The following is a 22,617-nucleotide window of genomic DNA, read 5'->3' as shown; positions in this document are numbered from 1 at the left end:
CGCCCTGCTGCTCGGCCTGGTAGTGGCCGCGGGGCTGACCCGCGAGGTGCTGTGGAGCGCCGGCCCCCGCGCGCACCACCGGTTGAACGTCCTCACCGCCCCGCCCCATTTGCCGGGTCGGACGAGTGCCGAGATGAACCATCCGGCACAGTTGCCCGTGTGGAGAAGTGTGGCCGGCTATCGACCGGCAGCGGGCTAGAGAGAGGCGAGGCATGAGTGACGATCAGGCGCTGACCGGTCCGGGTACGCAGACACGTCGTACCCTGCTCACCGGCGTCGGGGCGGTCGGCGCGGCCGTCGTCCTGGCTGCCTGCGGCAGCGACGACGGCGGCAGCGGCAGCGGCGCACCCACCAGTGGTGGCCCCGCAGTGCCCAGCACTGGTGACGCCGGCGGCGGCGACCGGCAGAATGCCCAGTCGTTGGCCACCACCGCCGACATCCCGGTCGGAGGGGGCAAGGTCCTCGCCGCCGAAGGTGTGGTCATCACCCAGCCCACGGCCGGTGAGTTCAAGGGCTTCAGCCCGATCTGTACGCACCAGAACTGCCCGGTGACCAACGTCGACGGCGGCACCATCAACTGCACCTGCCACGGCAGCAAGTTCTCGATCGAGGACGGCTCGGTGAAGGCCGGCCCGGCCACCAAGCCGCTGCCACCCAAGGACATCAAGGTCACCGGCGACCAGATCTCGCTGGCCTGATCCGAAGCGGAGCCGGCGGGCTGGCCGGCCGCACGCTGAGCGGCCGGTCAGCCCGACGTCGCAGGATCGACTCACGTCTCGGAAGTCGGGGTGTCAGCGGTGTGCCGACACCCCGACTTCCGGGGCGCCGAGTGGATCACGCCTGCGGTGGGCTGTCGGTGCTGCGGACTAGGCTTGTTGGCGTGGCTGACCCCTCGACCTACCGCCCCGCACCCGGCACCATCCCGGAGCTACCGGGGGTCTACCGCTTTCGCGACGGCACCGGCCGGGTGATCTACGTCGGCAAGGCGCGCAATCTGCGCAGCCGACTCAACTCCTACTTCGGCGACGTCTGGAACCTGCACGAGCGCACCCGGCAGATGGTCACTACCGCCGAGTCGGTGGACTGGATCACCGTCGGCACCGAGGTCGAGGCGCTCCAGCAGGAGTTCACCTGGATCAAGCAGTACGACCCGCGGTTCAACGTCCGCTACCGCGACGACAAGTCGTACCCCTATCTCGCCGTCACCCTCGACGAGGAGTACCCCCGGCTCCAGGTGATGCGCGGCGCCAAGCGCAAGGGCGTGCGTTACTTCGGTCCCTATTCGCATGCCTGGGCCATCCGGGAGACCCTCGACCTGCTGCTGCGGGTCTTCCCCGCGCGGACGTGCTCCGCCGGGGTGTTCAAGCGGGCCGGCCAGGTCGGTCGTCCCTGCCTGCTGGGCTACATCGGCAAGTGCTCGGCGCCGTGCGTCGGCACCGTCTCCGCCGACGAACACCGGGCCATCGTCGACGGGTTCTGCGACTTCATGGCCGGGCGCACCGACACCATGGTCCGCAAGATCGAACGTGAGATGACCGAGGCGAGCGAGCAGCTGGAGTTCGAGCGGGCCGCCCGGCTGCGCGACGACGTGGCCGCGCTGCGCCGGGCCATGGAGAAGCAGACAGTGGTGCTCGGCGACGGCACCGACGCGGACGTCGTCGCGTTCGCCGACGACCCGCTCGAGGCGGCTGTGCAGGTCTTCCACGTCCGCGACGGCAGGGTCCGCGGCCAGCGCGGTTGGGTGGTGGAGAAGACCGAGGACCTGACCACCGGGGACCTGGTGCACCACTTCTGCACCCAGGTGTACGGCGGCGAGCACGGCGAAGCCGACGTGCCTCGGGAACTGCTGGTCCCCGAGCTGCCCGCGGACGCCGACGCGCTGGCCGAATGGCTGTCCAACCACCGGGGCAGTCGGGTGTCGCTGCGGGTGCCGCAGCGAGGCGACAAACGCTCACTGATGGAGACGGTGGAACGCAACGCCAAGGACGCGCTGGCCCGGCACAAGCTCAAGCGCTCCGGCGACCTGACCACCCGGGGCAAGGCACTGGACGAGATCAGCGAGGCGCTGGGCATGGGCACGTCGCCGCTGCGCATCGAATGTTTCGACATCTCCCAGATCCAGGGCACCGACGTGGTCGCCAGCATGGTGGTCTTCGAGGACGGGTTGCCCCGCAAGAGCGAGTACCGGCGCTTCATCGTCCGGGGCGCCACCGACGACCTCTCCGCGATGTCAGAGGTGCTCCGTCGCCGCTTCGCCCGCTACCTCGACGCGAGAGCCGAGACGGGCGAGGTGGGCGTGGAGTCGGCCGACGACACGGCCGCCCCCCAGGACGCGGCCGAGCCCCAGGTCGGCGTCCTGATCGATCCGACCACCGGCCGGCCACGAAAATTCGCGTACCCGCCGCAACTGGTGGTCGTCGACGGCGGTGCCCCACAGGTCGCGGCCGCCGCGCAGGCCCTCGCCGACCTGGGCATCGACGACGTGGCCCTGTGCGGGCTGGCCAAGCGGCTGGAGGAGGTGTGGCTTCCGGACGACGAGTTCCCGGTCATCCTCCCGCGCACCTCGGAAGGGCTCTACCTGCTGCAACGAGTGCGTGACGAGGCCCACCGGTTCGCCATCACCTTCCACCGGCAGCGCCGCTCCAAGCGGATGACCGAGTCGGCGCTGGACCACGTACCCGGCCTGGGCGAGGTGCGTCGCAAGGCGCTGCTGCGGCACTTCGGCTCGCTCAAGCGACTCTCGGCCGCAACGGTTGAAGAGATCACCGAGGTGCCTGGTGTGGGTCGGCGCACCGCCGAGGCGATCCTGGCCGCCCTGGACACGGACACGAAGGCCGTCGACGGCGCCGAGGCGAAGCCGAGCACCTGAACACTGCCACCGGCTGCCCGGCTGCCCGGCTGCCCGGCTGCCTGCCTGCCTGCCCGGCTGCCCGGCTGCCTGCCTGCCTGCCCGGCTGCCCGGCTGCCCGGCCGGCAGGAGGCGGCCCTCGGCTCACGTTGGCTGTCCACGCTCGCCCCTTGACGGGCGGTCGCGCCCCGCATGATCGTGCTCGTTCCTGGATGTAGTGGCCTCGTTGCGTGGGGAGGGGCCTGTTTCCTGGATCGAGCACGATCTAGCGGGCCGCCGGGTTCCGTAGTGTGCGCTCCCCCTAGTCGGTCAGTCCGCCCCGCGCCTCCGCCCCGCGCCTCCGCCCCGCGCCTCCGCCCCGCGCCTCCGCCCGGGCAGTGTCTCGTCTGGCGGCGTTTTGGTCGGGCGGCGTTTTGGTAGGGCGGCGTTTGGTCTAGCCCCGTCTCGTCTAGCCCCGTCTCGTCTAGCCCGTTTCGTCCGGCCCCGTCTGGTTTGGCGGCGTTTGGTTTGGCCGCGTTTCGTTCCGGCCCGTCGTCCGGCGCTGTCCCGCCTCGGGCCGGTTAGGGCGGGCGAACGGCACAGAACGGCTTGATCCACTCGCGTTTCATGAAGTCGGGGTGTCCCGGGCGCCGGGACACCGCGTTTTCCGTGAACCCGAGTGGATCACGTCGTGTGGGCGCCGTGTCGGGGTTCGCCGGGCCGGTAGGGTGGGTGGTTTGTCGGGTTTGACGGTTGGTGTCGGGTGGTCGGGGGTACCCCCGTGGCGGAATCGTGGGCCGGGCCGGGTCGTTATACCTGGCAGACCACCGCAACAGTCCGGGTCATGGTGCGCCGACCCTGCCGGGCCCTCCCGTCGGAGACAGCCGGCGGGAACAACCCGCAGGCCGGCCCCAGTTACACCCCCGGAACGGCCGAGCCCCACAGCGGCCGGGCATGGCAGTCGCCGGGAACACCCGCCAGGCCGGCCCGGTTACATCCCCCGCACGGCCGAGCACCACAACGGCCGACCCCCGCGGGCAGGAATGACCTGCCGCCGCGAACGGTTACACCCTGTCCCGACGCCGACCCCTCGTTGCGGGTCGCCGGGCAAGAACCTCCCCCGCACCACCACCCACCCCCGAGGTGGTGCGGGCACACCCCCGATGCAGAGGAGCACGCCATCATGCGTACCGATCTGATCCGTAAGACCACTCTGACCGCCGCCGGCCTCGCGTTCACCGCAGGCGCCATCGCCGGCCCCGTCACCACCGCCTTCGCCGCACCCACCGGCAAGCCGGCCACGCAGACGCAGACCGACCGCAAGGGCGGCCACGGTGAGCGGGAGTTGGGTGTGCGCTACGAGGCGCAGCCGAACTTCTACTACTGCGGGCCCGCCGCGACCCGTAACGCCCTGAGTGTGCAGGGCAAGAACATCAACGTCGACGACATGGCCAAGGAAATGGGCACCACCGAGGCCGGCACCAACTCCATCAACGACATCACCCCCGTGCTGAACAAGGAAACCGGCAAGGGTGACGCGTACCGGTCGGTGGAGATCAGCACCCGCGACGCTGACGCCAAGCAGACCGACACGCTGCGCGCCGACATCGTCAAGACCGTTGACGACGGTAGGGCCGTGGTCGCGAACATCGCCGGCACCAGCACCGACACCGACGGTGTGAGCCACTCCTACGAGGGCGGGCACTACATCAGCGTCGTCGGGTACCGCGACAACGGAGACACGGTGAAGATCGCCGACTCCGCCGACCCGAACACCGCCGCCTACTGGATCAGCGTCGAGCACCTCGCCGACTGGATCGCCACCCGCGGCTACGCCACCAGCTGACACCCACCCACGCACACGCCGAAGGGCCGGACCCCCACAGGGTCCGGCCCTTCAGCATGACCTCAGTCGGTGGCGAGGACGGCCAGGATGTGCTCGCCGTACTTGGCGAGTTTGTTCTCGCCGACCCCGCTGACCCGGGCCAGGTCAGCCAGCGTGCTGGGCGCGTCGCTGGCGATCTGTCGCAGCGTGGCGTCGTGGAAGATGACGTACGCCGGGACGCCCTGCTCCTTGGCGGTGGTCGCCCGCCAGGCCCGCAAGCGCTCGAACAGCGACGCGGCGGCCGGGGTCAGCTCGGCCACGACTGTGGACGCGCCGCGCGGCTTCGATGAGCGGCTCGATGCCGGCTTCTCCGGCTCGCGGCGCATGGTGACCGTACGGCGGCGAGCGAGGACGTCGGCGCTCGCCTCGGTGAGCGCCAGCGTGCCGTAGTCGCCCTCCACGGCGAGGAGCCCTTCGGCGAGCAGTTGCCGGACCACGCCCCGCCACTCGGCCTCGCTGTGCTCGGAGCCGATGCCGAAGACGGTCAGCGAGTCGTGACCGTACTGGCTGATCTTGTCGGTCTGCTTGCCGAGCAGGATGTCGATGCAGTGCCCGGCGCCGAAGCGCTGGTTGCGTTCGCGGTCGAGGCGGAAGATGGCGGAGAGCAACTTCTGGGCGGCGACGGTGCCGTCCCAGGACTCCGGTGGGGTGAGGCAGGTGTCGCAGTTGCCGCAGGCGGCCGTCGTCGTCTCGCCGAAGTATTCGAGCAGTTGGACCCGCCGGCAGCGCACCGTCTCGCAGAGGGCGAGCATCGCGTCCAGGTGCGCGGCCAGGTTGCGGCGGTGGGCGAGGTCCCCGTCGGATGTTTCGATCATCTTGCGTTGCTGGACCACGTCCTGAAGGCCGTACGCCAGCCAGGCGGTGGACGGCAGGCCGTCCCGGCCGGCGCGGCCGGTCTCCTGGTAGTAGCCCTCGACGGACTTGGGCAGGTCGAGGTGGGCGACGAACCGCACGTCGGGCTTGTCGATGCCCATGCCGAAGGCGATGGTGGCCACCATGACCAGGCCGTCTTCGCGCAGGAAGCGCTGCTGGTTGCGAGCGCGGGTGCCGGCGTCCAGCCCCGCGTGGTACGGCAGCGCGGCGACCCCGTTGGCGGTGAGGAACTCCGCCGTCTTGTCGACGGAGGCACGGGACAGGCAGTAGACGATGCCGGCGTCGCCGGGGTGCTCGTCGCGCAGCAGGGTCAGCAACTGTTTGCGGGGTTCGCGCTTGGGCACGATCCGGTACTGGATGTTGGGCCTGTCGAAACTGGCCACGAAGTGCCGGGCGTCGTCGAGTTTGAGTCGGGTCGCGATCTCGGTGCGGGTGGCGCTGGTCGCGGTGGCGGTCAGGGCGATGCGGGGCACCTGCGGCCAGCGTTCGTGCAGCATCGACAGCGCGAGGTAGTCGGGGCGGAAGTCGTGCCCCCACTGGGACACGCAGTGCGCCTCGTCGATCGCGAACAGGGAGATGCGGCCCCGGTCGAGCAGGGCGAGGGTGGATCGGACGCCGAGCGCCTCCGGGGCCAGGTAGAGCAGGTCCAGCTCGCCGGCGACGAAGGCGGTCTCGACCCGTCGCCGGGCGTCCAGGGTCTGGGTCGAGTTGAGGAACCCGGCGCGTACGCCGACCGCGGTGAGGGCGTCCACCTGGTCCTGCATGAGCGCGATCAGTGGGGACACGACGACGGCGACCCCGTCGCGGACCAGGGCCGGGATCTGGTAGCACAGGGACTTGCCGCCACCGGTGGGCATCAACACCAGCGCGTCGCCGCCGCCGACCACATGGTCGATCACGTCCTGCTGGAAGCCACGGAACGCGTCGTAGCCGAAGACCCGGCCCAGCACGTCCAGGGCGTCGGAGGCGGTACGCAGGTCGGTGGGAGAAGCCATCCGGGGAGTCTACGAGCCGACGCCGACAGCGCCCGTCCGGCGCACCCGGGTCGGGTGGGCCGGACGGGCGAGCGGTCAGCCGGGCTGGCTGGACCTGTGCGCCAGGCCGCGCGGCGGGGCTCGATGTAGCGGGCCTTGTTGCCCATGCGGAAGGCGGTGGCCGCCGCGTCGGGAGGGCGACAGTCGAAATGGTCAGCGGCCGCCGTCCGGCCACGGGTGCCGGGCCGCGACCGGGTGGCGGGATAGAGTCGCTGATTGACCAATCGCGGCCGAGGGCGGCCGCGGCGCCACGGCTTGGGGGTACGGGTGAGCGAGGCGCGCGCAGCCGGTGACCGGATCGACGGCCCGGATGCTGATGACGAGCAGATGGCGGCTGAGTCGGAGACCACCCTGGTGGTGGTCACCGGCCTTTCCGGGGGTGGCCGCAGCACTGTGGCCCGGGCGTTGGAGAACGTCGGCTACTACGTCGTGGACAACCTGCCGCAGGCCCTGATGTTGGACATGGCCGAGTTGGCGTTCAAGGCGGGCGGCGCGGCCCGTCGTACCGCCATGGTGCTGGACGTGCGGTCACGGGCCTTCTCCACGGACCTGGCCGGGGCGATCCGGGAGCTCAAGGAGCGCGGATTCTCGCCCCGGGTGGTCTTCGTCGACGCCGACGACGAGGTGCTGATCAGGCGGTTCGAGAGCGTTCGGCGTTCGCATCCGTTGCAGGGTGACGGGCGGCTGGCCGACGGCATCGCCGTGGAGCGCGGCCTGCTGGAGGAGGCCCGTGACCAGGCCGACGTGATCATCGACACCAGCCACCTGAACGTCAACCAGCTCCGGCGCCGCATCGAGGAGCTGTTCGGCGGCGAGGACGCCCGCCGGCTGCGGGTGACTGTGTTGTCGTTCGGCTTCAAGTACGGCCTGCCACCGGACGCTGATTTCGTGTTGGACGCCCGCTTCCTGCCCAATCCGTACTGGGTGCCGGAGCTGCGTGAGCACACCGGGCGGGAGGAGGCGGTCAGCGCGTACGTGCTGGGCCAGGAGGGCGCGGACGCCTTCGTCGCCTCGTACGCCGACCTGGTCAACGCCACCACGACCGGCTTCGAGCGGGAGGGCAAGCGGTACCTCACGGTCGCCGTGGGCTGCACCGGCGGCAAGCACCGCAGCGTGGCCATCGCCGAGGAGCTGGCCAGCCGACTGCGTCACTCCGGGTTGGCGGCGAACGCCCAGCACCGCGACCTGGGGCGGGAATGACGGCCCGGCGGGTGGTGGCGTTCGGCGGCGGGCACGGCCTGTCCGCCTCGTTGCGTGCGCTGCGCCACTGCGCTCCCGAACTCGACCTCGACATCACAGCGGTGGTCACTGTGGGTGACGACGGTGGCTCCAGTGGTCGGCTGCGGGCCGAGCGGGGTGGCCTGCCGCCGGGAGACCTGCGTCAGGCGCTGGTGGCGTTGGCCGGGGACCACCCGGCGACCAGGCGTAGCGCCGGGCTGTTCCAGCACCGCTTCGCCGCCGTACCGGTGGGCGTACCCGGAACTGGCGGGACCGGCCCGGGGCCGGCGGCGAGCGGCCCGGACCGGGACGGCACAGCCCCGCGTGGCACCGACGGGGCGTCGGCCGGCACCGACGGTCTGACCGGGCACGCGGTGGGCAATTTGATGCTCTGCGGCCTCATGGAGCTGCTCGGCGACCCGGTGGCCGCGCTGGAGCACGCCGGGGCGATGCTCGGCGCGGTGGGCCGGGTGTTGCCGATGTCCCGCCAACCGGTCGGCATCGAGGCGCGGGTACGCGGTGCCGACCCGGCCGCCCCGGACGAGGTGCGCACTGTCAGTGGCCAGCACCAGGTGGCCGTAACCACCGGGCGGGTCGAGTCGTTGCGTCTCACGCCGAGCGCCCCACCGGCGTGCGCCGAGGCCATCGAGGCGATCCGGGCCGCCGATTGGTTGATCTTCGGACCGGGCAGTTGGTACACGAGTGTGCTTCCGCACCTGCTGGTGCCGCAGTTGGCCGACGCTATCGTGTCCACCTCGGCCCGGCGGCTGGTCACGCTGAACCTCGCCGCGGAGAAGGAGACCCTCGGGCTCTCCGTCGCCGATCATCTCGCGGCGCTGCACTGGTACCTGCCCGAACTCAAGGTGGATCTTGTGCTCGCCGATGCCAAGGCGGTGGGTGACCCCGAACCGGTCGAACGTGCGGCAGAATCGCTGGGTGCCCGCCTGGTCCTCGCCCCCGTCGCCGTTGTCGACGGGACTCCCCGCCATGATCCGGCTGCCCTGGGCGCCGCGCTGGTGCCTGTCCTGGGTGCCGATCGTTAGACACGTACGTAATCTCCGGCGACACGCCGGAACAGGTCCGTGAGGGGACGCACAATGGCGATGACGGCCGCGGTCAAGGACGAGCTGAGTCGGGTCGACGTGCCCAAACCCTGCTGTCGGCGGGCGGAGATGGCCGCGCTGCTGCGCTTCGCTGGCGGGCTGCACATCGTCTCCGGCCGCGTTGTGGTGGAGGCTGAACTGGACACCGGGGCGGTGGCCCGGCGGCTGCGGCGGGAGATCGCCGAGGTCTACGGCTACCCCAGCGAGATCCACGTGCTGGCCTCCGGTGGGCTGCGCAAGGGCAGCCACTTCATCGTGCGGGTGGTCAAGGACGGCGAGGCCCTGGCGCGGCAGACCGGCCTGCTCGACGTGCGGGGTCGCCCGGTGCGTGGGCTTCCCCCGCACGTGGTGGCGGCCAACGTCTGCTGCGCGGTCTCCGCGTGGCGGGGCGCGTTCATGGCGCACGGCTCGCTCACCGAGCCTGGCCGCTCCAGCGCGTTGGAGATCACCTGCCCGGGGCCGGAGTCGGCGTTGGCGCTGGTCGGCGCGGCCCGCCGCATCGGCATCACCGCGAAGAACCGTGAGGTACGCGGGGTGGACCGGGTGGTCGTCAAGGACGGTGACGCGATCGCCGCGCTGCTCACCCGGATCGGCGCGCACTCCAGCGTGCTGGCCTGGGAGGAGCGCCGGGTACGCCGCGAGGTGCGGGCCACCGCCAACCGGCTCGCCAACTTCGACGACGCCAACCTACGCCGCTCGGCGCGGGCCGCGGTCGCCGCCGCCGCCCGGGTCACCCGTGCGCTGGAGATCCTCGCCGAAGAGGCGCCCAACCACCTGACCGACGCCGGTCGGCTGCGTCTGGAGCACCGGCAGGCGTCGCTGGAGGAGTTGGGGGCCCTGGCCGACCCCCCGTTGACCAAGGACGCCATCGCGGGGCGGATCCGCAGGCTCCTGGCGCTGGCCGACAAGCGAGCCCGCGACCTTGGCATCCCGGATACCGAAGCGGCAGTCACGCCCGACATGCTCGTGGTCTGATAGGACGGTGGGGCCGCACGGTGCGCCCGGGAGCACGACCCGGCGCAGCGTGGTCTCGCACGCTCGGATAAGGTCGCTGAGTACGGCAAGGGGGCCGACACCCGGCACTTCTCGTCGTGCCCACCGCCTCGGGCGGTCAGGTCCTCAGACCGCGCGGCGGGGTGGCCGAGATGAACCGTCGACGGCCGGCTCCAACGGTCGGCGCACACCATTCCCGCCGGCCCGTTGTCTGAAGCCGGCGGACCAGAACGCGAGGAGATGGGACCTGTGACCATCCGGGTTGGCATCAACGGCTTTGGCCGAATCGGCCGTAACTTCTTCCGGGCAGTGCTGGCGTCCGACGCCGACATCGAGGTCGTGGCGGTGAACGACCTGACCGACAACGGCACGCTCGCCCACCTGCTCAAGTACGACAGCATCCTCGGTCGCCTGCCGTACGAGGTCAAGGCCACCGCCGACGAGATCACCGTCGGTGGCAAGACCATCAAGGCGTACGCCGAGAAGGACCCGTCGAAGCTGCCGTGGGGCGAGGTCGGCGCCGACGTCGTCATCGAGTCGACTGGCTTCTTCACCGACGCCACCAAGGCCAAGGCGCACGTCGACGGCGGGGCCAAGAAGGTCATCATCTCCGCCCCGGCGAAGAACGAGGACGTCACCGTCGTCATGGGTGTCAACCACGACACCTACGACCCGGCGAAGCACACCATCATCTCCAACGCCTCGTGCACCACCAACTGCCTCGCCCCGATGGCGAAGGTCCTGCACGACACGTTCGGCATCCAGCACGGTCTGATGACGACGATCCACGCGTACACCCAGGACCAGAACCTCCAGGACGCGCCGCACTCGGATCTGCGTCGTGCCCGGGCCGCCGCGCTGAACATCGTGCCGACCTCGACCGGTGCCGCCAAGGCGATCGGCCTGGTCCTGCCGGACCTCAAGGGCAAGCTCGACGGGTACGCCCTGCGGGTGCCGATCCCGACCGGCTCGGTCACCGACCTCACCGTCAACGTGGGTCGCGAGACCACCGTGGACGAGGTCAACGCCGCGCTGAAGGCCGCCGCGGACGGCCCGCTCAAGGGCATCCTGGTCTACAACGAGGACCCGATCGTCTCCACTGACATCGTGACCGACCCGGCGTCGTGCATCTTCGACGCGCCGCTGACCAAGGTCGTCGGCAACCAGGTCAAGGTCGTCGGCTGGTACGACAACGAGTGGGGCTACTCCAACCGGCTGGTCGACCTCGTCAAGCTGGTCGGTTCGTCGCTGTGAGCATCCGGACCCTCGACGACCTGCTCGCCGAGGGGGTGTCGGGTCGGCGCGTGCTGGTGCGCGCCGACCTGAACGTCCCGCTCGACAAGCAGACCGGTGCCATCACTGATGACGGCCGGATCCGCGCGGTGCTGCCGACTCTCGGCGCGCTGGTCGAGGCCGGCGCGAAGGTGGTCGTCTGTTCGCACCTGGGCCGCCCGAAGGGCGCTCCGGACCCGCAGTTCAGCCTGGGCCCGGTCGCCGGGCGGCTCGGTGAGCTGCTTGGCGCGCCGGTGCACTTCGCCACCGACACCGTGGGTGAGTCGGCCCGCTCCACCGTCGCGGACCTGGCCGACGGCCAGGTCGCCCTTCTGGAGAACCTGCGTTTCAACGCCGGTGAGACCAGCAAGGACGAGGCGGAGCGGGGCGCCTTCGCCGATCAGCTCGCCGCGTTCGGCGACGCGTACGTGGACGACGCGTTCGGTGCCGTGCACCGCAAGCACGCCAGCGTCTTCGACGTGCCGGCCCGGTTGCCGCACGTCGCGGGCCGGCTGGTGCTGCGTGAGGTCGAGGTGCTCTCCAAGCTCACCGCTGACCCTGAGCGCCCGTACGTGGTGGTGCTCGGTGGGTCGAAGGTGTCCGACAAGCTCGCCGTGATCGAGGCTCTGCTGCCCACTGTCGACCGGCTGCTCATCGGTGGCGGGATGTGCTTCACCTTCCTCAAGGCCCAGGGCCTGGAGGTGGGCACCTCGCTGCTGGAGAAGGACATGGTCGACACCTGCCGCAACCTGCTGGAGCGGTCCGGCGGCAAGATCATGCTGCCGGTCGACGTGGTGGTCGCGGACGCGTTCGCTCCGGACGCGGCACACGACACGGTGCGGGTCGACGGCATCCCGAGCCACCGGCTCGGCCTGGATGTCGGCCCGGAGACGGTGGCGGGCTTCAGCGCCGCGCTGTCCCAGGCGAAGACGATCTTCTGGAACGGCCCGATGGGCGTGTTCGAGATGCCGGCCTTCGCGGCGGGCACCCGGGGGATCGCCGAGGCGATCACCAAGGCCGACGCGTTCAGCGTCGTCGGCGGCGGTGACTCCGCTGCGGCCGTCCGTGCACTGGGGCTGGACGAGTCGTCCTTCGGGCACATCTCCACCGGTGGTGGCGCCTCCCTGGAATACCTCGAGGGCAAGACCCTCCCCGGCATCGCGGCCCTGGAGAACTGAATGTCGAGCACCACCCGCCGGCCGCTGATGGCCGGCAACTGGAAGATGAACCTCAACCACCTCGAGGCCAACCTGCTGGTGCAGAAGCTGGCGGCGAGCCTCACCGAAAAGCAGCTCACCGCCGTCGAGACGGTCGTGCTGCCGCCCTTCACCGACCTGCGCACCGTGCAGACCGCGGTGGACGGGGACAAGCTGCTGATCGGCTACGGCGGGCAGGACCTCTCCCCGCACGCGTCCGGCGCGTACACCGGGGACATCTCCGGGCCGATGCTGGCCAAGCTCGGCTGCACGTACGTGGTGGTCGGGCACTCCGAGCGGCGGGCCTATCACAACGAGGACGACGCGCTGGTCAATGCCAAGGTCAAGGCGGCGCTGACGCACGGCCTGACGCCGATCCTCTGCGTGGGGGAAGGGCTGGACATTCGCGAGCAGGGCACCCACGTGGCGCACTGCTCCGACCAGCTCGACGGGGGCCTCGCCGGGCTCACCCCCGAGCAGGTGCGGCAGGTCGTGATCGCGTACGAGCCGGTCTGGGCGATCGGCACGGGCAAGACCGCGACCCCGGACGACGCCCAGGAGGTCTGCGGGGCGGTGCGTCAGCGACTGGCGGAACGCTTCGACCAGGAGACCGCCGACCAGGTCCGGGTCCTCTACGGCGGCTCGGTCAAGGCGTCCAACGTCGCCTCGATCATGGCCCAAACGGACGTGGACGGGGGCCTGGTGGGGGGCGCCAGCCTGGACGCCGAGGAATTCGCTCAGATCTGCCGGTTCCCGGAGCACCTCGCCCGCTGATCGCTCGGTATCCTTGACACCGCCCGTCCGCCGGTCGGTGCCGCCGTGCCCGATCAGACCGGGCGAGGATCGCTACGAGAGGAACTGACCCCAGCCATGCCGATCTGGTTCGCATACACGTTGATCGTGTTGCTGGTCATCACGAGCATTCTGCTCACCCTGCTGATCCTGCTGCACCGTGGCAAGGGTGGCGGTCTGTCGAGCATGTTCGGCGGTGGCGTCAGCTCCAGCCTCGCCGGCTCTTCGGTCGCGGAGAAAAACCTGGACCGCTACACCGTTCTGGTGAGCGTCGTCTGGTTCGCCGCCATCGTCGGCCTCGGGCTCTGGCTGCGCCTCCAAATGAACAGCGGCACCTGAGCAGGCTCAGCAAGTCGTACAATCTGCGCGCGGTTCGTCACTCGACGGGCCGCGCGCAGGCTTTTCTCCGCTGCACCGCGTCGCCCGCCGCTCCACCCCCGAAGACGGCGGGTCCCCTCCGACGACAGGAGCGAGCAGCCGTGCCGAATGGCAACGTTATCCGGGGAGCCCGGGTCGGGTCCGCACCGATGCGCCCGGACGAGCGGCACCAACCCGCCCCCCGACAGGACGTCACCTACTGGTGCCGTAACGACCACCGGGTCGACATCAGGATCGCCGCGGACGTCGAACCGCCACCCCTGTGGGACTGCCCCCGCTGTGGCCTACCCGCCGGCCGGGACGCCCAGAACCCCCCGGGTCGGGTCCGCGCCGAACCGTACAAGAGCCACCTGGCGTACGTGAAGGAGCGGCGCACCGCCGAGGAGGGGGAGGCCCTGCTCGCCGAGGCGCTCGCCGCACTACGCCGTCGACGCGGCGAGTAGCGGGCTCCTTCCCGCGCTCAGCGCAGACTGCGCAGGCGGACGGGCACGTCGGCAGCGGCAGCCCGGTCCAGCAGCCAGCGGGTGCGGTTCACGCCGCGCACGCCGGCCGCCGGCAACTGCACCGGCCCGGCGCCGGCCAACGCCATACCCACAGCGCGAGCCTTGTCGGCGCCGGCGGCCACCAGCCAGACCTCCTCGGCGGTGTTGATCGCCGGCAGGGTGAGGGTGGTCCGCGTCGGCGGCGGCTTGGGGCTGCCCCGCACCGCGCTGACCGGCCGGGTCTCGTAGCCCACCGGGTGCTCGGGGAAGACCGAGGCCACGTGGCCGTCCTCGCCGACGCCCAGCATCAGCACGTCGAAGTGCGGCACCGTGGCGTGCCCGGGCCGGGCGGCGCGGGCCAGCTCCTCCGCGTACGCCGCAGCGGCCGCCTCGGGGTCGTTGCCGGCCGGGCCGTCCGAGGCCGGCATCGCGTGCACCCGGGCCGGATCCAGCGGCACCACGTCCAGCAGGGCGGCGCGGGCCTGCGTCTCGTTGCGGTCCGGATCACCGGCGGGCAGGAACCGTTCGTCACCCCACCACACGTCGACCCGGGACCAGTCAACAGCGTCGCGGGCCGGCAGCGTCGCCACCGCCCGGTACACGGCCGCGGCGACCCGACCTCCGGTGAGCACCACCGAGGCTTCGCCCCGGTCGGCCTGGGCGTCGAGCAGCTTCACCAGCAACCGGGCCGCCACTGCCTGCGCCAGCAGGTCGGCGTCGGCGTGCACGGCGACACTCGCCTCACTCATGGTTGCGCCTTCGTTTCCCGACCGCGAGGCGGTCGCTGTCGTCCCCGGGCCGGTGTGCCCGAGGTGGTAGGGGCAGGAACCCCTGACATTGCGGGGCAGGGCCGGTGCGTACCGGCCCTGCCCGACGTTGTGCCCCGGCTGGGCTCAGCCCTCGCCGCTCGTGCCGGTGTGCGCGGTGACCCCGGCCTCGGCGCGCTGCGCGGTGGCCGGATCCTTCCAGACGTGGACCCGCTGCGGGGGGCGCTGCTCCAGCCCTCGCAGCCCGACCGTCGCGCCCAGCGCCTCCGCGTACACCTGGTCGGCGTCCAGCCGGCGCAGCTCCTCGGCCAGCTCGTCGCCGAGCGGGCGGCGCACCAGCGGCAGGGCCCTGTCGTCCTGGCCCGTCCGCCGGAACACGGCCATGCTGTCCTCGCGGGTCAACGTCAACTGGTCGCCGTTGGCGCAGCTGAGCTGCACCTCCCGCATCCGAGGGAACTCGTTGCTGTCCACCCGGCGTGGGGTGATGCCGAGCCGGCTGGACAGCCAACCGGCCATCAACGCCGCCGTCGGGTCGGTGGGAGGCGCGACGATGGTCGCCTCGGTGACCTGGGCGTTGGTGGTGTCGAACGCCCCGGCGACCAAGGTGCGCCACGGGGTGATCCGGGTCCACGCCAGGTCGGTGTCGCCCGGGGCGTAGTCCCGGGCACGCTGCCGCAGCGCCTCCACCGGGTCGGTGGCCTGCGCGGAGTCGGTGATCCTCCGGTCGGCCACCACCCCGAGGAAGTCGGTGGCGATCTCCGCCGGTGGCTCGCCGTGCCACCAGGTCACCACCGGCACGTCGGGAACGAGCAGCGGCATCACCACCGACTCGGCGTGCAGGGACAACCGGCCGTACATCCGGGTGACCACGGCCTCGCAGGGGCCGAGCCGGCCGCCGACCACGATCTCCGCGTCCAGTCGGTTGCGGTCCCGCTCGATCTCCGAGCGGACCACCACCACGAGGCGACACGGGTGCGCGGCGGCCGCGATAGTCGCCGCAGCCTCCGCCTCCCGGACCCGCTTCTCGTCCACGACCACGATGAGGGTGAGCGCCATGCCGCTGGCCACCCCGCCGGCGCTGCGCCGCTCGGCGGCGAGCGCCTTGACCACCTCGTTGCCGGTGGTGTCCCACAGCCCGATCATGCTCTCCTCCAGGCGCGGCCCTCGCGGGCCAGCATCTCGTCGGAGGCCCTGGGGCCCCACTCGCCGGCCCGGTACGGCTCCGGTGTGGTGCCCTCCCAGGCGTGCTCCAGGGGGTCGATCACCTGCCAGCTCTGCTCGACCTCGGCCGCGTCCGGGAACAGGGTGCGGTCGCCGATCAGCACGTCCAGCACCAGACGCTCGTACGCCTCGGGGCTGGACTCGGTGAACGCCTCGCCGTACTGGAAGTCCATCGCGATGTCGCGGACCTCCATCGTCGTGCCCGGCACCTTCGAGCCGAACTTGAGCACCACGCCCTCGTCCGGCTGCACCCTGATCACCAACTGGTTGTTGCCCAGCGACTCCATGTCGGCGTCGTTGAACGGCAGGTGCGGCGCCTTCTTGAACATGATGGCGACCTCGGTGACCCGTCGGGGCAGCCGCTTGCCGGCCCGGATGTAGAACGGCACCTCCGCCCAGCGGCGGTTCTGGATGCCCAACCGCACCGCCACGTACGTCTCAGTGGTGGAGTCGGCGGGGACGTCCCGCTCATCCAGGTAACCGACAGCGCGCTCGCCGCCGACCCAGCCCGGCAGGTACTGACCGCGCACGGTGTCCCGTGCGACGTCCTTGGGCAGGGTGATGGCCTTGAGCACCTTCAGCTTCTCGGCCCGGATCTCGTCGGCGTCGAAGCTTGTCGGCTCCTCCATCGCCACCAGGGCGAGGAGTTGGAGAAGGTGGTTCTGGAGCACGTCGCGGGCGGTGCCGACGGTGTCGTAGAAGCCGGCGCGGGTGCCGATGCCGACGTCCTCCGCCATGGTGATCTGCACCGAGTCGACGTACTTGGAGTTCCACAGCGGCTCGAACAGGTTGTTGGCGAACCGCAGGGCGAGGATGTTCTGAACGGTCTCCTTGCCCAGGTAGTGGTCGATCCGGAAGACGTCCTGCCTGGTGAACACGTCGTCGACGAGGTCGTTGAGCGCCTTCGCCGAGGGCAGGTCGTTGCCGAACGGCTTCTCCACCACGACCCGGCGCCAACCGCCGGACTTGTCGTTGTCGGCCATGCCGGTTCGAGCCAACTGCTTGAGCACGACGGGGAACGCCGCCGGCGGGATGGAGAAGTAGAACGCCGCGTTGCCGGTGATGCCGTGGGTCTGACGCAGATCGTCAAGCGTCGAGGCGAGGGTGTCGAAGGCGGCGTCGTCGTCGAACGACCCGCCGACGAACTTGATGTTGCCGGCCAGCCGCGCCCACACCTCGTCCCGCCACGGGGTACGGGCGTGCTTGCGGGCAGCCTCGCAGGCCAACGTCTCGAAGTCGCCGTCACCCCAGTCGCGGCGCGCGAAACCGAGCACCACGAAGCCCGGTGGCAACAGCCCCCGGTTGGCCAGGTCGTAGACCGCGGGGAGCAGCTTCTTGCGGGCCAGGTCGCCGGTCACCCCGAAGATCACCAGAGCGCAGGGCTCCGGGATCCGGGGCAACCGGCGGTCCTGCGGGTCGCGCAGCGGGTTCACCGAACCGCCTCCTCGCTCCGCTTCAGTCACGTCGTCCATCCTCACGCCCGCAGATCACCGGCCGCGTCCAGTAGTTGGGCGACACCGGTGGCACGGTCGGTCAGGTGCAGTCGCAGCACCGGCCGCTCCCGACCAGCGAGAGCCTGCCGGTCACCGGCGGCCTGCGCCGCCTGCAACTCACCGAAGGTGTACGGCTTGCCCGGCACCGTCAGGTCCTCGGCGACCGCGCCGGTCACCTGGAGGTAGCTGCCCACCTGCGGGCCGCCCTTGTGGTACTGGCCCGTCGAGTGCAGGAATCGCGGACCCCAGCCGAAGGTCACCGGTCGGCCGCCCGCCTGCGCCAGCAGCGACCGCAGCCGGGCCGCGTCGACGTCGGCGAACCGGTCCAGGTACGCCATCACCGCGAGGTAACCGTCGTCGCCCAGCCCGTCGAGCAGCCAGCGCAGCACACCCGCCAGGTCTCCGGGGGCGCCCTGCGGGGCGTACACCTCGATCGCGCCCTCGGTGAACGACGGCGTCTCCGCCGGCAGGCCCGAGGCCAGGATCTTGTTGGTGTTCTCCTTGGACTCGGTGACGTTCGGCTGGTTGAACGGGTCGATGCCGAGCACGACACCGGCAACCGCTGTGGCGTACTCCCAGGCCAGGAACTGCGCGCCCAGCGGACCGTTGACGGCCACGTCCGGGTTCGCCCCGCCGCCCGGCATGTCACCGGGGGCCAGCGCGCCGCCGTAGCTGACGGTCAGCACGTCCGCACCGGTGGCGCCGGGGCTCTGCGGAGACTCCACGACCACCGGGAGGATGCCCACCCCGGCCTTGCCTGTCGATTCGGCGATCAGCTGCTCGGCCCAGTCGCCGAGCCCGTCGATGCCGGTGCCGTCGGAGACCAGGGCGACCTTGTCCCGGGCGAGGGTGGCCGCGGCGCCCAGGGCGGCGCCCAGCGCCAGCGCCGGGTTGTTCTGGTCCGCGCCGAGCGACGTGGCCAGCGCGTCGGCCTGGTCGAGCAGTTCTGCGACCTCGACCCCGGCCAACGCCGATGGCACCAGACCGAACGCGGTGAGCGCCGAGTACCGGCCGCCGACGTTCGGGTCGGCGAGCACCGTGAACGCGCCCATCTCGGCCGCGGTGGCCTCCAGCGGCGAACCCGGGTCGGTGACGATGACGAAGTGCCGGCCGGCCTCCGCCTCGGTCATCCCGGCGTCCAGGAACGCCTGCCAGTACGCGCGTCGGTGGCTGTCGGTCTCCACAGTCGACCCGGACTTGCTGGCCACCACCACGACCGTGCGCTCCAGCCGGTCACCGAGCGCCGCCCGGACCTGGCCCGGGTCGGTGGTGTCCAGCACTGTCAACGGGCGGCCCAGCGTCCGGGTGATCACCTCGGGCGCGAGCGACGAGCCGCCCATGCCGGCGAGCACCACGTGATCCAGGTCGGCCAGTTCCGCGGTCAGCTCGGCCAACTGGACGAGCAGCTCGCGGCTGCGCCGGTGGGTGTCCACCCAGCCCAGCCGGACCTTCGCCTCGGCCTCGGCGTCCGGACCCCACAGGCTCGCGTCCTTGCCCGCCAGCTTGCCCGGGACGCCGGCCTTGACCAGCGCGTCCCGGGTCGAGGCGGGCGCGGCCTTGTCGACCGCGTCCGCGCCGTAGACGGAAAGCCCGGCGGCTGCCTCCACCGGCCCACTAAGCAGGTCGCTCATGCCGTCACTCCGCTTCGCTGCGTGCCGTCATGAGGCGCCTTCGCGCTGGGCTTGATGATTCGCTCGCTCATGCGCCACCGGCCTTCTCGGCGGACTTGGCGTTGCCCTTGGCTGCCTTGTTCGGCGCGCCCTTGCCCTTGGCAGCCGCCTCCAGGGACTTGCGGACCCCGTCGAGCAGCTCCTGCCAGCTCGCCTCGAACTTCTCCACACCCTCGCGCTCCAGGGTGGCGATCACGTCGGCCATGTCCACCCCGACCGACTCCAGGTCGGCGAAGACCTTCCGGGCCGCGTCGTAGGCGCCGGTGACGGTGTCGCCGCGGGTCTCGCCATGATCGGCGTACGCGTGGATGACCGACTCCGGCATGGTGTTGACGGTGCCGGGGGCGATCAGCTCCTCGACGTAGATGACGTCCCGGTAGTCCGGGTTCTTCGTCGAGGTGGACGCCCACAGCGGCCGCTGCGGGTGTGCGCCGGCGGCGGCGAGCGCCTTCCAGCGGTCGGAGGAGAACACCTCGCTGTAGCGCTCGTACGCCAGCTGCGCGTTGGCGACGGCGGCCTTGCCCTTGAGGGCCTTCGCCTGGTCGGAGCCGACCTTCTCCAGCCGCTTGTCGACCTCGGAGTCGACCCGGGAGACGAAGAACGACGCCACCGAGCCGATCGTGGACAGGTCGTGGCCGTTCGCCTTGGCCCGCTCCAGGCCGGCGAGGAACGCCTCCATGACCGCCGAGTAGCGGTCCAGACCGAAGATCAGCGTCACGTTGACGCTGATCCCCTCGGCGAGGGTGTCGGTGATCGCCGACAGGCCCTCCTCGGTGGCGGGGATCTTGATGAAGAGGTTGGGCCGGTCGACCAACCACCACAGCGCCTTGGCCTCGGCGACGGTCTTGTCCGCGTCGTGCGCGCTGCGCGGGTCCACCTCGATCGAGACCCGGCCGTCGACACCGTCGCTGCCGTCGTACGAGGGGCGCATCACGTCGCAGGCCCACCGCACGTCGTACGTGGTGAGCATGCGCACCGACTCCTCGACCTCGACGCCACGGGTGGCGAGGTCGTGCAGCTGCCAGTTGTACTCGTCGGCGTCGCTGAGCGCCTTTGCGAAGATCGTCGGATTGGTGGTGACGCCCGCCACGTGCTTCTCGCGGCGGAGCTGGTCCAGCCCGCCGGAGCTCAAACGCACCCGGGAAAGATCGTCGAGCCAGACCGCCACGCCCGCGGCGGTGAGCTCATTCAGCTTGTCCGTCATGCCGTCCACGCTCCCTCAGTTGCCGGTCGTGAAACCGGTGATGTCGCCCACCCGGGCCAGCGAGGCGTGTGCTGCCGCCACGATCCGGTCGGGGGTGAACCCGAACTGCTCGAAGAGCACGGTGTGCGGGGCGCTCGCTCCGTAGTGCTCCAGGCTCACGCTCTCGCCCAGGTCACCGACGATGCCGCGCCAGGACATCGCGATGCCCGCCTCCACGCTCACCCTTGCCTTTACCCCGCGCGGGAGCACCGACTCCCGGTACGCCTCGTCCTGCTCGTAGAACCACTCCTGGCAGGGCATCGAGACGACCCGGGTCGGGGTGCCGTCGGCCTCCAGCCGATCCCGGGCGGTCAGGCAGAGCTGCACCTCGGAACCGGTGCCGACGATGATCACCTGAGGCTTGCCGTTGGACGCCTCGGCCAGCACGTAGCCGCCCTTGGCCACGCCCTCCGCGCCGCCCAGGACGTCGCGGTCCATGGTCGGCAGCGGCTGACGGCTCAGCGCCAGCGCGGTGGGCCGGTCGGTGTGCTCCAGCGCCTGCCGCCAGGCCCAGGCGGTCTCATTGGCGTCCGCCGGACGGACCACGTCCAGGCCCGGGATGGCGCGCAGCGCGGTCAGGTGCTCCACCGGCTGGTGGGTCGGGCCGTCCTCGCCGAGGCCGATCGAGTCGTGCGTCCAGACGTACGTCACCGGCAGCTTCATCAGCGCGGCCAGCCGCACCGACGGACGCATGTAGTCGCTGAAGACCAGGAACGTGCCACCGTACGGGCGGGTGCCACCGTGCAGGGCGATGCCGTTGAGGATCGCGCCCATGGCGTGCTCACGGATGCCGAAGTGCAGCGTGCGGCCGTACTCGTGACCGGGGAAGTCCTTGGTGGCGTGCGCGGCCGGGATGAACGACGGCTCGCCCTTCATCGTGGTGTTGTTGCTCTCGGCCAGGTCGGCCGAGCCGCCCCACAGCTCCGGGAGCACCGGCGCGAGCGCCTCCAGCACCTTGCCGGAGGCGGCCCGGGTGGCCACCCCCTTGGCGTCCGCGGGGAAGACCGGCAACGCGTCGGTCCAGCCGTCCGGCAGTACGTGACCAGCCAACCGCTCGTAGAGCGCGGTGCGCTCCGGGTTGGCCTTCTTCCAGGCGTCGAACGCGGTGGTCCACTCCTGCTGGGCGTCGGAGCCGCGGCCCATCACCGTGCGGGCGTGGCTGAGCACCTCCTCGTCGACCTGGAAGGTCTGCTCCGGGTCGAAGTCGAGGATCCTCTTGGTGGCCTTCACCTCGTCGGCGCCGAGCGCCGAACCGTGGATCTTGCCGGTGTTCTGCTTGTTGGGCGCGGGCCAGCCGATGATGGTGCGCAGCGCGATGAAGGAGGGGCGGCCGGTCTCCGCCCGGGCGGCCACCAGCGCCGCGTACAACGCCTCGGCGTCCTCGTGGTAGTCACCCTGGTCGGCGTCGCCGCTGCGCCAGTCGACGGTCTGCACGTGCCAGCCGTACGCCTCGTAGCGGGCGGCCACGTCCTCGCTCTTGGCGATCCGGGTGTCGTCCTCGATGGAGATCTCGTTGTCGTCGTAGATCACCGTGAGGTTGCCGAGTTGCTGGTGCCCGGCGAGGGCGCTGGCCTCGTGGCTGATGCCCTCCTCGATGTCACCGTCGGAGACGATGCACCAGATGTCGTGGTCGAAGACGGACGCGCCCAGCTCGGCCTCGGGGTCGAACAGGCCGCGCTCGCGGCGGGCCGCCATGGCCATGCCGACCGCGTTGCCCAGACCCTGCCCGAGCGGGCCGGTGGTGGTCTCCACGCCCGGCGTGTGCCCGTGCTCGGGGTGCCCCGGCGTCTGCGAGCCCCACTGCCGCAGCGACTTGAGGTCGTCCAGGCTCAGCGGGTAACCGGAGAGGAACAGCTGGATGTAGAGCGTCAGGCTGGAGTGCCCGGCGGAGAGCACGAAGCGGTCGCGGCCCGGCCAGTTCGGGTCGGCCGGGTTGTGCCGCATGACGCGGTTGAAGAGGAGGTACGCCGCGGGCGCGAGGCTCATCGCGGTGCCTGGGTGACCGTTGCCGGATTTCTCTACGGCGTCCATGGCCAGCACGCGGACGGTGTCTACGGCCCGGCGATCGAGGTCGGACCAGTTGAGTGCGGGGTGCTCGGGTCGTTTAACAGCCACGATGGTTGTGCTCCTCGGCAGATGGGCGGAACCCTCACCGATGACCTTATCGAGC

Annotated in this window: 18 protein-coding genes and 1 pseudogene; 12 read left to right on the top strand and 7 right to left on the bottom strand. The window is 71.0% G+C overall.

All coding sequences use genetic code 11. The features are described from left to right. The 4 genes and pseudogenes from AB0B98_RS31850 to AB0B98_RS31835 all read left to right on the top strand — a co-directional run. Positions 1 to 199: pseudogene (locus AB0B98_RS31850) on the top strand (hypothetical protein); the annotation flags it as partial. Positions 200 to 212: 13 nt separating this feature from the next. Then, complete coding sequence (locus tag AB0B98_RS31845) at positions 213 to 698, top strand: Rieske (2Fe-2S) protein (RefSeq protein WP_357367436.1); 486 nt, start codon at positions 213 to 215, stop codon at positions 696 to 698. Between the two features lie 182 nt (positions 699 to 880). Continuing rightward, positions 881 to 2,869 carry an excinuclease ABC subunit UvrC gene (gene uvrC, locus AB0B98_RS31840; protein ID WP_357367434.1) on the top strand — a complete coding sequence of 663 codons (1,989 nt, stop codon included), beginning with the start codon at positions 881 to 883 and terminating at the stop codon, positions 2,867 to 2,869. Between the two features lie 1,141 nt (positions 2,870 to 4,010). Beyond that, positions 4,011 to 4,673, top strand: coding sequence for a C39 family peptidase (locus AB0B98_RS31835; RefSeq protein WP_357367433.1), 663 nt, complete (start codon positions 4,011 to 4,013; stop codon positions 4,671 to 4,673). A 62-nt stretch (positions 4,674 to 4,735) separates the two neighbouring features. Here AB0B98_RS31835 and recQ read toward each other — a convergent pair whose 3' ends face one another. Beyond that, positions 4,736 to 6,580, bottom strand: coding sequence for a DNA helicase RecQ (gene recQ, locus AB0B98_RS31830; RefSeq protein ID WP_357367431.1), 1,845 nt, complete (start codon positions 6,578 to 6,580; stop codon positions 4,736 to 4,738). Positions 6,581 to 6,946: 366 nt separating this feature from the next. Here recQ and rapZ point away from each other — a divergent pair, with 366 nt between their 5' ends. From rapZ to AB0B98_RS31790, 8 genes are all read left to right on the top strand, one after another. Next, complete coding sequence (gene rapZ, locus AB0B98_RS31825; protein WP_112588408.1) at positions 6,947 to 7,819, top strand: RNase adapter RapZ; 873 nt, start codon at positions 6,947 to 6,949, stop codon at positions 7,817 to 7,819. Beyond that, the gene (locus AB0B98_RS31820; protein ID WP_357367429.1) at positions 7,816 to 8,880 is read left to right on the top strand and encodes a 2-phospho-L-lactate transferase CofD family protein; all 1,065 of its coding nucleotides are present in this window, start codon (positions 7,816 to 7,818) and stop codon (positions 8,878 to 8,880) included. The genes rapZ and AB0B98_RS31820 overlap by 4 nt, the downstream gene beginning before the upstream one ends. 54 nt (positions 8,881 to 8,934) lie before the next feature. Continuing rightward, complete coding sequence (gene whiA, locus AB0B98_RS31815) at positions 8,935 to 9,915, top strand: DNA-binding protein WhiA (protein WP_030491583.1); 981 nt, start codon at positions 8,935 to 8,937, stop codon at positions 9,913 to 9,915. A gap of 267 nt (positions 9,916 to 10,182) precedes the next feature. After that, the gene (gene gap, locus AB0B98_RS31810) at positions 10,183 to 11,187 is read left to right on the top strand and encodes a type I glyceraldehyde-3-phosphate dehydrogenase (RefSeq protein ID WP_088988543.1); all 1,005 of its coding nucleotides are present in this window, start codon (positions 10,183 to 10,185) and stop codon (positions 11,185 to 11,187) included. Next, positions 11,184 to 12,383 carry a phosphoglycerate kinase gene (locus AB0B98_RS31805; protein WP_238668359.1) on the top strand — a complete coding sequence of 400 codons (1,200 nt, stop codon included), beginning with the start codon at positions 11,184 to 11,186 and terminating at the stop codon, positions 12,381 to 12,383. The genes gap and AB0B98_RS31805 overlap by 4 nt, the downstream gene beginning before the upstream one ends. Then, entirely contained in the window at positions 12,384 to 13,175 is a 792-nt protein-coding gene (gene tpiA / locus AB0B98_RS31800; protein ID WP_238668360.1) for a triose-phosphate isomerase, read from the top strand. A 96-nt stretch (positions 13,176 to 13,271) separates the two neighbouring features. Continuing rightward, positions 13,272 to 13,532, top strand: coding sequence for a preprotein translocase subunit SecG (gene secG, locus AB0B98_RS31795; protein ID WP_238668369.1), 261 nt, complete (start codon positions 13,272 to 13,274; stop codon positions 13,530 to 13,532). A 140-nt stretch (positions 13,533 to 13,672) separates the two neighbouring features. Then, positions 13,673 to 14,014, top strand: a complete 342-nt coding sequence (locus AB0B98_RS31790; protein WP_124853953.1) for an RNA polymerase-binding protein RbpA — start codon at positions 13,673 to 13,675, stop codon at positions 14,012 to 14,014. 17 nt (positions 14,015 to 14,031) lie between these two features. Here the strand turns inward: AB0B98_RS31790 and pgl are convergent, their stop codons facing one another. The 6 genes from pgl to tkt form a co-directional block, all read right to left on the bottom strand. After that, positions 14,032 to 14,802: a 6-phosphogluconolactonase gene (pgl, locus tag AB0B98_RS31785; protein WP_357367426.1), complete on the bottom strand. Its 771-nt coding sequence runs from the start codon at positions 14,800 to 14,802 to the stop codon at positions 14,032 to 14,034. Between the two features lie 144 nt (positions 14,803 to 14,946). After that, complete coding sequence (locus AB0B98_RS31780) at positions 14,947 to 15,963, bottom strand: glucose-6-phosphate dehydrogenase assembly protein OpcA (protein ID WP_357367425.1); 1,017 nt, start codon at positions 15,961 to 15,963, stop codon at positions 14,947 to 14,949. Beyond that, positions 15,960 to 17,513: a glucose-6-phosphate dehydrogenase gene (gene zwf, locus AB0B98_RS31775; protein WP_355585722.1), complete on the bottom strand. Its 1,554-nt coding sequence runs from the start codon at positions 17,511 to 17,513 to the stop codon at positions 15,960 to 15,962. Before zwf ends, AB0B98_RS31780 begins: the two co-directional genes overlap by 4 nt. A gap of 2 nt (positions 17,514 to 17,515) precedes the next feature. After that, entirely contained in the window at positions 17,516 to 19,165 is a 1,650-nt protein-coding gene (locus AB0B98_RS31770; RefSeq protein ID WP_357367423.1) for a glucose-6-phosphate isomerase, read from the bottom strand. A 67-nt stretch (positions 19,166 to 19,232) separates the two neighbouring features. Continuing rightward, entirely contained in the window at positions 19,233 to 20,408 is a 1,176-nt protein-coding gene (gene tal, locus AB0B98_RS31765; RefSeq protein WP_357367421.1) for a transaldolase, read from the bottom strand. Positions 20,409 to 20,423: 15 nt separating this feature from the next. Further along, positions 20,424 to 22,562: a transketolase gene (tkt, locus tag AB0B98_RS31760; protein ID WP_357367419.1), complete on the bottom strand. Its 2,139-nt coding sequence runs from the start codon at positions 22,560 to 22,562 to the stop codon at positions 20,424 to 20,426. Positions 22,563 to 22,617 lie beyond the last annotated feature (55 nt).

Origin of the sequence: Micromonospora sp. NPDC048947, from assembly GCF_040649495.1 — a bacterium.
Lineage (GTDB): Bacteria > Actinomycetota > Actinomycetes > Mycobacteriales > Micromonosporaceae > Micromonospora > Micromonospora alfalfae.
The sequence above is the reverse complement of the archived record's forward strand: the minus strand, read 5'-3'. Positions and strand labels throughout refer to the sequence as shown.

What these genes read in the sequence shown, in the direction of transcription:
- AB0B98_RS31845 (WP_357367436.1), top strand. Translation starts at nt 213, where the DNA reads ATGAGTGACGATCAGGCGCTGACCGGTCCGGGTACGCAGACACGTCGT.
- AB0B98_RS31835 (WP_357367433.1), top strand. Translation starts at nt 4,011, where the DNA reads ATGCGTACCGATCTGATCCGTAAGACCACTCTGACCGCCGCCGGCCTC.
- recQ (WP_357367431.1), bottom strand. Translation starts at nt 6,580, where the DNA reads ATGGCTTCTCCCACCGACCTGCGTACCGCCTCCGACGCCCTGGACGTG.
- rapZ (WP_112588408.1), top strand. Translation starts at nt 6,947, where the DNA reads ATGGCGGCTGAGTCGGAGACCACCCTGGTGGTGGTCACCGGCCTTTCC.
- AB0B98_RS31820 (WP_357367429.1), top strand. Translation starts at nt 7,816, where the DNA reads ATGACGGCCCGGCGGGTGGTGGCGTTCGGCGGCGGGCACGGCCTGTCC.
- whiA (WP_030491583.1), top strand. Translation starts at nt 8,935, where the DNA reads ATGGCGATGACGGCCGCGGTCAAGGACGAGCTGAGTCGGGTCGACGTG.
- tpiA (WP_238668360.1), top strand. Translation starts at nt 12,384, where the DNA reads ATGTCGAGCACCACCCGCCGGCCGCTGATGGCCGGCAACTGGAAGATG.
- secG (WP_238668369.1), top strand. Translation starts at nt 13,272, where the DNA reads ATGCCGATCTGGTTCGCATACACGTTGATCGTGTTGCTGGTCATCACG.
- pgl (WP_357367426.1), bottom strand. Translation starts at nt 14,802, where the DNA reads ATGAGTGAGGCGAGTGTCGCCGTGCACGCCGACGCCGACCTGCTGGCG.
- AB0B98_RS31780 (WP_357367425.1), bottom strand. Translation starts at nt 15,963, where the DNA reads ATGATCGGGCTGTGGGACACCACCGGCAACGAGGTGGTCAAGGCGCTC.
- zwf (WP_355585722.1), bottom strand. Translation starts at nt 17,513, where the DNA reads ATGGACGACGTGACTGAAGCGGAGCGAGGAGGCGGTTCGGTGAACCCG.
- AB0B98_RS31770 (WP_357367423.1), bottom strand. Translation starts at nt 19,165, where the DNA reads ATGAGCGACCTGCTTAGTGGGCCGGTGGAGGCAGCCGCCGGGCTTTCC.
- tal (WP_357367421.1), bottom strand. Translation starts at nt 20,408, where the DNA reads ATGACGGACAAGCTGAATGAGCTCACCGCCGCGGGCGTGGCGGTCTGG.